Genomic DNA, 8,840 nt, shown 5'->3' on the forward strand with positions numbered 1-8,840 from the left:
AAGGCCCCCAGGCCTCAGACTTTGCTTCGGGCTAGACGCACCAATGCCAACCGAGCTCAGCCGGACCCGACCCGATTCTCATACCTCGTGGCGGCCGAAGGCCATGGGGGACTTTGCTGCAATTCGGTGGGCGACGCACTGCTCGTGCGCCGCGGCCGCTCGTCAGTCGCCCGTGCGGACCTCCGCGCCGTCCTGCGCCCACCGCGTGTGGAAGGTGCCCTCGGCGTCGGTGCGCCGGTAGGTGTGGGCGCCGAAGAAGTCGCGCAGGCCCTGGATGAGGTTGGCCGGGCCGCGCTCCCGGCGGTAGCCGTCGTAGTAGGACAGCGACGACGCGAACGCCGGGATCGCCACGCCCTGCTCGGTGGCGGTCACCACCACCCGCCGCCAGGCGTCCTGCGCCTGCGCCACGGCCTCGGTGAAGTACGGCACCATCAGCAGGTTCTCGATGTCGCCGTACTCGTCGTAGGCCTCGCGGATCCGGTTGAGGAACTGCGCCCGGATGATGCAGCCACCCCGCCAGATCGTGGCCATCGCGCCGAGGTCGAGGTTCCAGTCGTTGGCCGCCGACGCCGCCCGCATCTGCGCGAAGCCCTGCGCGTAGGCCACGACCTTGCTCGCGTAGAGCGCCTGGCGGATGTCGTCGACGAGGTCGGAGCGGTCCTCTCCCGCGCCGGGCACCGGGCCGGCGAGCGTGGTCGAGGCGGCCTTGCGCTCGTCACGCAGCGAGGACAGCGTGCGGGCGAACACCGCCTCGGTGATGCCGGTGAGCGGCACGCCCAGCTCGAGTGCGTCGATCGCCGTCCAGCGGCCGGTGCCCTTCTGCTCGGCCTGGTCGAGGATCACGTCGACGAGCGGGCCGCCGGTGTTCTCGTCGGTCTTCTGCAGGACCTTCGCGGTGATCTCGATGAGGAACGACTCCAGGTCGCCGGAGTTCCACTCCTCGAAGATCTTCCCGATGGCCGGGGCGTCCAGCCCGACGACGTGCGTCAGCAGGTCGTAGGCCTCGGCGATGAGCTGGATGTCGGCGTACTCGATGCCGTTGTGCACCATCTTCACGTAGTGCCCGGCTCCGTCCGGCCCGACGTGCACGCAGCACGGCGTGCCGTCGACCTGCGCGGCGATGCTGGTGAGCACCTCCTCGACCTCGGCGTACGCTCCCCTGTCGCCGCCGGGCATGATGCTCGGCCCGAGCAGCGCGCCCTCCTCGCCGCCGGAGACACCGATCCCCATGAAGCGCAGGCCGCGCTCCACGCACGCCTCGGTGCGCCGCTTGGTGTCGGCGAAATGCGAGTTGCCCGCGTCGATGACGATGTCGCCCTCGTCGAGCAGCGGCGCCAGCTCCTCGATCACGCCGTCGACGGGCGCGCCCGCCTTGACCATGACGATGATCCGGCGCGGGCGCTCCAGCGCGGCGACGAAGTCCTCGAGGCTCTCGGCCGCGGTGAACGTGCCCTCGCTGCCGTAGGCCTCGATGAACTCCTTGGTGCGCGCTGCCGTGCGGTTGTGCACGGCGACCGGGACGCCGCGGCGGGCGATGTTGCGGGCGAGGTTCGCCCCCATACCGCCAGTCCGGTGACTCCGATGCGGCTCGATGCGGCGGGCTGGGTCATCGTTTCCCCTCTGCTGCTTACTGGGCAGGCGTGACGTTACCGACACGTGAGCCGACCGGACCGCACGCTGTGCGGTTTCCCTCGCCGGTGATCGCGACGATTCAGAACGCGGCGGCGGGCCCGGCCACCTCGCGGCCGATGAGCTCCAGCCGCTCGGTCTCCCACACCCGGGGCACCCAGCCGTGCGCCTCCGCCACCCCGAGCTTGCCGAACTCCTCCAGCCGGCCGAGGAGCGCACCGACGTTCTCGCCCTTCTCCCCCGGGTCCAGCGGCATCATCACCGTCTTCTCGATCTCGTCGTAGTCCCGGCCCACGGCCACGCAGTGCGCACGGAGGACGTCGAGCTTGTGTTCCAGGTCCGGCCCCGCGAACAGGTTGCAGGCCTGCGCGTACTGCGCGACGAGCCGCAGCGTCTTCCGCTCCCCACCGCCGCCGATGAGGATCGGCGGGTGCGGCCTGCGCAGCGGCTGCGGCCGGTTGAGCGTGCGCTCGAGCCGGTAGTGCTTCCCGTCGTAGGGCCCGTCGTCCTCGGCCCACATCTGCAGGCAGATCTGCAGGACCTCCTCGAGCCGCTCGAAGCGCTCGGCCGTGCCCGGGAACGGCAGCCCGAGCCCACGCGCCTCCTCGGCGTTCCACGCCGCCCCGATCCCCAGCCATGCCCGGCCGTTCGAGAGCACGTCGAGCGTGCTGACCAGCTTCGCGAGCAGGCCGGGCTCCCGGTAGGTGACGGCCGTGACCCAGGCGAGCAGCTCGACGCGCGACGTCCGCGCCGCGAGGTAGCCGAGCGTGGTGTAGGCCTCGAGCATGTCGTGCTCGGGCGGGCCGAGCACCGGGATCTGCCAGACGTGGTCCATCACGCTGACCCGAGCGAACCCCGCCTCCTCGGCCGTGGTGACGACGCGCGTCAGGTCGTCGGCCAGCCCGGCCGGACCGGCCGGGAAGGTGAAGTCCGCGATGTGCAGACCGATCTTCACAGTGCGCTCCTCTGCTGTGGTGTGCAGCGGCGACGCTAATCGCGCCGGAGCGCCGGGCGGGGCCGTCAGGGTGGCCCTACCGGTCCCAGGACCCCACTCAGATGTTCGCCGCGTCCGCCGGGATCCGCGCCGAGATCGACCCGGCACCGGTCCCCATGGCCGGCACCACCGGCACCGGCAGGTCGAGCGTGTAGGCCGTCATCGACAGCGACCCGTACGCGCAGCCGTCCACCAGCACCTGGGCGCTGCGGTCCGCGGCCGCGCCGAGGCCTGCCAGGTAGAGCAGCGGGATGAAGTGGTCCGGGGTCGGGACGGCGGCGTCGAAGTCGCGGGAGCCCTGCAGGCCCGGCAGCGCGTCGGGCGAGCCGGTCATCGCGGCGCGCGCGTCGTCGTCGAAGCGGCGGGCCCAGTCGTAACCGGAGTCGGGCCGCGCGAAGTCGATTCCCCCGGGGTTGTGCACGACGTTGCCGCTGCCCACGATCATGACGCCGCGCTCGCGCAGCGGGGCGAGCTTCGCGCCGAGCTCGAGGTGATACTCGAACGACTGCATCGCGTTGATCGACAGCTGGACGACGGGGATGGCGGCGTCCGGGAACATGTGCCCGAGCACGGACCAGGTGCCGTGGTCGAGGCCCCAGCTGTCGACGTCGCGGCCCACCCACGTGGGCTTCGCGATCTCCGCGACCTCGGCGGCCACCTCCGGCGAGCCCGGCGCCGGGTACTCGATCTCGTAGAGCTCGGACGGGTGGCCGAAGAAGTCGTGGATCGTGCGCGGGCGGGCCATCGCCGTGACGGCGGTGGCGTTGATGTACCAGTGCGCCGAGACGACGAGGATCGCCCGCGGCGTCGGGAGCACGGCGCCGAGCGCGGCCCAGGAGTCGGTGTAGCGATTGTGTTCGACGGCGTTCATGGGGCTGCCGTGGCCGATGAACGCCGCCGGCATCGGTGACATCGTCACAGCCTGGAGAGCGTACGCACCGGACGCGCTGTTGGCGATGTCTCGCACCCGGTCAGGCGCCGGTCTGCCGCACCCGTGCCTGCACGATCGAGAACGCGGTGGCCGTCGGGATCGCCCGCTCGCACTCCAGGTCCGCGGCGTCGAGGAGGTCCCGGTACGCGGTCAGGGTGCGCTCCCGTCCCCCGGTGAGGGCCAGCATCATGACGTCGAGGGTCTTGGCCCAGTGCGGCTCCGGACCCTCGGGCAGGAGGGTCTCCACCAGGAGCACGGTCGCGCCCGGTCGGCCGGCTGCGGCCACGGCGGCGAGGATCGCGCCGGCCGCTGCGTCGTCCCAGTCGTGGACGATGTTCATGAGCAGGTATGCATCGCAGGCCGGCAGCGGGTCGGCGAAGAAGTCCCCCGCGACGACCTCCAGCCGGGGCGACGCCGGCACGGTCGCGGCGACGTGCGGCAGCTCGAACAGGACGCCCGACGTGCCCTCGTGCGCGGCGAGGACCGCGTTGATGAGGTGCCCGCCGCCGCCGGCGACGTCCGCGATGCGGCGGTGGCGCGAGAAGTCGTAGGCCGCGAGGACGGCGGCGACGTCGCCGTGCGCCTTCGCCAGCATGGCCTGCTGGAAGATCGCGTTCTGGTCCGGGTGCGCTGCGAGGTAGGCCCACGGCCCGGCGGGGTCGAGCACGCGCACGCTCGGCTCGTCGGTGCGGAGGGCGTGGTCGAGGGCGGTGAACGAGCCCCACCCGAACGGCATGCCCATCATCCGGACGAAGGCGCGGACGGACGTCGGGTGGTCCGACCGCAGCCACCGGGACGACTCGGTGTGGCGCCACCGGCCGGCCTCGTCCGCGGAGAAGACGCCCTGGGTCTCGAGGAGGCGCAGCAGGCGGCCGAGCGCGTCCGGGGTGACGCCGCTGCCGCCCGCCAGCTCCTCGGCGGAACGCGCCTCGGCGCCGAGATCGTCGGCGGTGCCGATCTCGGCGACGACGTGCAGCGCTCTGGCGAGGATGTGGGCGCTGGACAGTTCGAGCAGGATCTCGGGCGGACGTCGGTCGGTCATGAGGATCGACGGTAGGAATTCCACAGGCCCGGCACATCGGTGCCGCTGCGCAGTTCGTGACGCGTGGCGGGCGCGCGCAGCCGGGCGTCCCGGTGTCGTCCGTGCGCAGGACTACGCAGGCGGAACCACGTCTTCCGACGGCCTGCCGAGCCAGTGGGACACCGCTTCGGTCCGTCCCCGCACGCCGAGCTTCGTGTAGGAGTTCAGCAGGTGCCGCTCGACGGTGCGGACGCTGAGCACGAGCCGGTGCGCCACCTCGGCGTTGGTGCAGCCCTCCGCGACGAGCTGGAGCACCTCCACCTCACGGGCGCTCAGCTGCGCCGACGGTCTCCGGGAAGTCCCCGCGGTGAAGGCCGTGATGCGGTCGGCGAGCGTGCCGACGTCCCCGACCAGGTGCACGTGGGCGTCGCCGTCGACCAGTTCGAGAGCGGCGCCGGGGATGAGCCCGGCGAGGCGGCGGGCCGCCTCCGGGGAGACGAACGGGTCGCCCCACCGGTTGAGCACCAGGGTCGGCGTGCGGATGGCCCCCAGTACCTCCGTCAGGTCGTACCGCATGGCGGCGTCCTGCAGCGCGACGGTCATCTCCGGGGTGGCGGATGCGCGCATCAACGCGGCGAACGCCTCCACGTCTCCGGACTCGCAACCCGGAGTGGCGAGCGCGGCGATCGCCCTGGTCGCGGCGGGCCAGCTGGCCAGCACCAGATCCCGCAACGGGGGCCAGGCCTTCGCGTCGATGAGCGTCCTGGCCCCGGTTCCGTAGAGGATCAGGTGCGACACCCGGCGCGGCGCACGATGCGCGACGGCCACGGCCACCGGTCCCCCGTGCGACGGGCCGAGCACCGCGAACCGCCGGTAGCGGAGGTGGTCGACGAGGTCGATCAGCACCTGGACCTCTCCGTCGAGCGAGAAGTCCGTGCGATCGCGGTCCGACAGCCCGGTGCCCCAGCGGTCGTAGAGCACGACCGTGTGCTTGCGGCCCAGCACCTCGTGGAACCGGCGGTACCCGGACAGCCCGGTCAAGGCGTCGAGGTGGGTCATCCAGGGCGGGACGACGACGAGCGGCGGTCCGTGGCCCAACGTGGTGTAGGCGATGCGGGCGCCCACCGCCGACTGCACGAACCGGACCGGGCCGTTCATGGGCCAACGGTAGTGGGACGACGTCAGGGCGGTGGCGTTCCGCTGGCCGCAACGGTCCGTCCGGTCGCATTCGCCGCCGCCAGGCGCCGGAGGACCAGATGGCCGGCGACGGCGATCCCGACGGCCACGGCGCCGACCACCCAGCCGGGCAGGCCGGCGCGCAGCAGCGCGACCACCCAGAACGCGTCGAACAGCCCGACCAGGCCGAAGCCGACGTGGTGGACGTACGCGGGCGTGCGGACCGGCCGTCCCGCCGCGAGGTGGGCGCGGGCCAGCATCACGCAGGCCAGCACGACGAGGGCGCCGGTGATCGCCCAGTTCGCGGGATCGCGCCCGCCCGCCGTGACGGCGACGGCGAGCAGGAGGAAGCCGAGCATCGCGACCAGGGCCCACAGGTACGCCGACAGGAACCGCTTCCGGGGCAGCGCCGCGAGCCCGGCGGCGAACGCCACGACACCGGCCGCGGCGTGCAGGGCGATGAGGATGCCGTAGGACATGGCCGCTCCCGACCTTCCACAGTGGGACGTACACACCGTCAACCTCCCACTGTGGGATGTCAAGGCCCGAGCAGGTCCGGAAGCGCGTCGAGCCAGTCGAGCACCGCCCGCTCGTGCCGCAGCCCGTACTCCAGCGTGACCCGCCGCGTCCGGTCCGCCGTGCCGCGCAGGGCCTCCCGGTCGGCCTCGTAGCGGGCCAGCCGTTCCGCGTGTTCGGCACGGCGGGAGGCCACCAGCTCGGCCAACCGCCCGGGCGAGAGGTGGTCGGCGAAGGCGAGGGTGAGCAGCAGCGGGATCCGGACCTGGTCCGGGCCGGGCTCTCGGCGCACCCAGTCGTCGAACGCGTCGCGGCCCGCGTCGGTGATCGTGTAGGGCTTCCGGTCGCGCGGTCCGGGCGCGCCCGCCTCGACCAGCCCGCGGACGGCCATCGTCGCCAGCTCGCGGTACACCTGGCTCTGCGTCAGTGTCCAGAACGCGCCGATCCGGCGCTGCGCCGTGGCCACCAGCTCCCATCCCGTCATCGGACCGTAGTGCAGGAAGCCGAGCAGCGACGCCGCCGTCGCGTTCAACGGCCGCGTCATCGCGGTTCCCGGGTGCCGTCCACCCACTCGTCGATCCGCTTCCACCAGTCGTAGAGCCACTCCACCCGGGCTTCCTTCGGCACCTCGTCGTGCGGCACCCGCCACCAGCGCATCCGCACCGTCGTGTCCAGGGGCAGCTCGCGCCAGATGTCCGCCACGGTGTGCAGGTGGTCCAGCCCGGCGTGCGCCACCCAGACGACGTCCGCCTCCGGTGCGGCGGCGAGCGCGGCCGAGACCCCGCCCGGCCGCGGCGCCAGCACGTGCCGCATGGCCTCCGAGCGCCGGGCCATCTCCTCGAACCCGCCCGCGCGCAGCCGTTCGATCCCGGCCAGCCTGCGGCGTTCGGTGAAGTTGCCGCCCTCCGGGAAGATCACGAAGGCGTCGTCGCCGTCGAGCGCGGTGGCGAGCTCCCCAATGCGCCGCTCCCCGTCGGCGCCGCCGACCGAGAGGAACCGGTTGGGCAGTCGGTTGAGCACGACGTCGAGCGCCGGGTCCCACTGGAGCGCAGCGGCGAGCACGATCCGCGGTTCCCGGGCGTACCAGTTGACCAGGGCGTGGACCAGTAGGAACGAGTCGCCCGGCCCCGCGTGGCGGCAGAACACGAGCAGTGGGCGTCCGAGGTACTCGTCGGGGTCGGGGCCCTCGATCTCGACCCGCAGCCCCAGCACCCGCGCCGCCTCCCGGTAGAGCGCCCGCAGGTACCAGCCCACGAGCCGGTAGTGCAGGTACTGCATCGGCGGTGTGCGGATCGCGAGCCCGCACCCGGACGCGAGCCACAGCCCGAACAGCGCGACCAGCACGACGCTCTCCAGCACGAGCGCGACCACCGCCACCCACAGCACGCGCAGCGCCCGCAGCTTCCCGGGCAGCAGCGGCGACACCGCGGCGGCGACGAGCAGCCACAGCGGCAGCGTCAGCACGACCACGAGCGCCAGGCCGATGACGGCGGGCCCGAACACCAGACGGCGGACCCAGCGCGGGGGAAGCGTCACGACAGCACCGTCCTGAGGTACTCCGCCGACTCCCGGCGGGCCGTCTCGATCCGCCGCTCGACGCCGGCGACGTCGCGGTAGCGCAGCGCGTCCCGGCTGTCCCAGCGCGGCGCGGCCCCGCTCCCGGCCGGCAGCACGTGCACCTCGACGTCCGGCGGCACCGACGTGAGGTCCCGCCCGAAGCGGTGCCGCCGGGAGATCTCGAAGGCCACCATCGCGACCTCCCACGGCTTGCGCGGTGGCCGCAGCGGGCTGTCGATCCGCCCGACCTGCAGCACGAACACCCGTCGCGCCCCCAGCTCCACCGCGCGGCCCAGCGGGATGCTGTTGACCAGCCCGCCGTCGAGGTAGTGTGCGCCCTCCAGCTCGACGGGCGGCAGCAGCCCCGGCACGGCGGCCGACGCCAGCACGGCGTCCACCACCGGTCCCCGGTCGAACCAGTGCTCGCTCGCGTCCTCGATCCGGGCAGCGCAGCACTCGAACCGGACGGGCAGATCCTCGATGAGCCGGTCGCCCAGCTCCGCGAGCAGCGCGCGCCGCAGCGGCTCGGGCGAGTGCGCCGCCGTGCCGCTGCGGGCGAGCTCCCGCAGCCGCGCGACGGGCCCCGCGCCGAACACCGCCGCCGCATCCGGGGACCGCCACAGCTCCTCGAGCCGGTCGCCGACCTCGGCGGGAGCAGACCCGGCGAGCACGGCACCGTTCATCGCGCCGACGGACGTGCCGACGACGAGGTCGGGCCGCACGCCTGCCTCCAGCAGCGCTCGGACCTGCCCGACCTGGACCGCCCCCAGCAGTCCGCCCCCGCCGAGCACGACCGCCGTGCTACCCGTCCCCGACGTCACGGCCGCCATGCTGCCAGCCCGCGTCTACCACCCACCCGCGAGTCGCCCGATCCCGCCCCGCGAGTCGCCCAGTCCCGCCCCGCGAGTCGCCCAGTCCCGCCCCGCGAGTCGCCCAGTCCCGCCCCGCGAGTCGCCCAGTCCCGCCCCGCGAGTCGCCCAGTCCCGCCCCGGGCGACTCGCGGGCGGATTCCGGGC

8 protein-coding genes and 1 pseudogene are annotated in these 8,840 nt (G+C 73.3%); all 9 read right to left on the bottom strand.

Features of this window, described 5'->3' with window-relative positions; genetic code table 11:
• Positions 1-162: 162 nt before the first annotated feature.
• Positions 163-1,610, bottom strand: a pseudogene (gene gnd, locus KME75_RS37080) (NADP-dependent phosphogluconate dehydrogenase).
• A gap of 101 nt (positions 1,611-1,711) precedes the next feature.
• Positions 1,712-2,584 (bottom strand): LLM class F420-dependent oxidoreductase, encoded by an 873-nt coding sequence (locus KME75_RS37085; protein WP_219419619.1) that lies wholly within the window; start codon positions 2,582-2,584, stop codon positions 1,712-1,714.
• Positions 2,585-2,681: 97 nt separating this feature from the next.
• Positions 2,682-3,536, bottom strand: a complete 855-nt coding sequence (gene ygiD / locus KME75_RS37090) for a 4,5-DOPA-extradiol-dioxygenase (protein ID WP_219419620.1) — start codon at positions 3,534-3,536, stop codon at positions 2,682-2,684.
• Positions 3,537-3,594: 58 nt separating this feature from the next.
• Positions 3,595-4,596 (bottom strand): methyltransferase, encoded by a 1,002-nt coding sequence (locus KME75_RS37095; RefSeq protein ID WP_219419621.1) that lies wholly within the window; start codon positions 4,594-4,596, stop codon positions 3,595-3,597.
• 111 nt (positions 4,597-4,707) lie between these two features.
• Complete coding sequence (locus KME75_RS37100; RefSeq protein WP_219419622.1) at positions 4,708-5,733, bottom strand: alpha/beta fold hydrolase; 1,026 nt, start codon at positions 5,731-5,733, stop codon at positions 4,708-4,710.
• Positions 5,734-5,756: 23 nt separating this feature from the next.
• Entirely contained in the window at positions 5,757-6,230 is a 474-nt protein-coding gene (locus tag KME75_RS37105; RefSeq protein WP_219419623.1) for a hypothetical protein, read from the bottom strand.
• A gap of 59 nt (positions 6,231-6,289) precedes the next feature.
• Positions 6,290-6,811, bottom strand: coding sequence for a PadR family transcriptional regulator (locus KME75_RS37110; RefSeq protein ID WP_219419624.1), 522 nt, complete (start codon positions 6,809-6,811; stop codon positions 6,290-6,292).
• Positions 6,808-7,803, bottom strand: a complete 996-nt coding sequence (locus tag KME75_RS37115) for a 1-acyl-sn-glycerol-3-phosphate acyltransferase (RefSeq protein ID WP_219419625.1) — start codon at positions 7,801-7,803, stop codon at positions 6,808-6,810. The genes KME75_RS37110 and KME75_RS37115 overlap by 4 nt, the downstream gene beginning before the upstream one ends.
• Entirely contained in the window at positions 7,800-8,645 is an 846-nt protein-coding gene (locus tag KME75_RS37120; protein ID WP_219419626.1) for a patatin-like phospholipase family protein, read from the bottom strand. Before KME75_RS37120 ends, KME75_RS37115 begins: the two co-directional genes overlap by 4 nt.
• Positions 8,646-8,840: the final 195 nt, after the last annotated feature.

This window comes from Pseudonocardia nigra, from assembly GCF_019396355.1.
Classification (GTDB): domain Bacteria; phylum Actinomycetota; class Actinomycetes; order Mycobacteriales; family Pseudonocardiaceae; genus Pseudonocardia; species Pseudonocardia nigra.

What these genes read in the sequence shown, in the direction of transcription:
- ygiD (WP_219419620.1), bottom strand. Translation starts at nt 3,536, where the DNA reads ATGTCACCGATGCCGGCGGCGTTCATCGGCCACGGCAGCCCCATGAAC.
- KME75_RS37110 (WP_219419624.1), bottom strand. Translation starts at nt 6,811, where the DNA reads ATGACGCGGCCGTTGAACGCGACGGCGGCGTCGCTGCTCGGCTTCCTG.
- KME75_RS37105 (WP_219419623.1), bottom strand. Translation starts at nt 6,230, where the DNA reads ATGTCCTACGGCATCCTCATCGCCCTGCACGCCGCGGCCGGTGTCGTG.
- KME75_RS37100 (WP_219419622.1), bottom strand. Translation starts at nt 5,733, where the DNA reads ATGAACGGCCCGGTCCGGTTCGTGCAGTCGGCGGTGGGCGCCCGCATC.
- KME75_RS37095 (WP_219419621.1), bottom strand. Translation starts at nt 4,596, where the DNA reads ATGACCGACCGACGTCCGCCCGAGATCCTGCTCGAACTGTCCAGCGCC.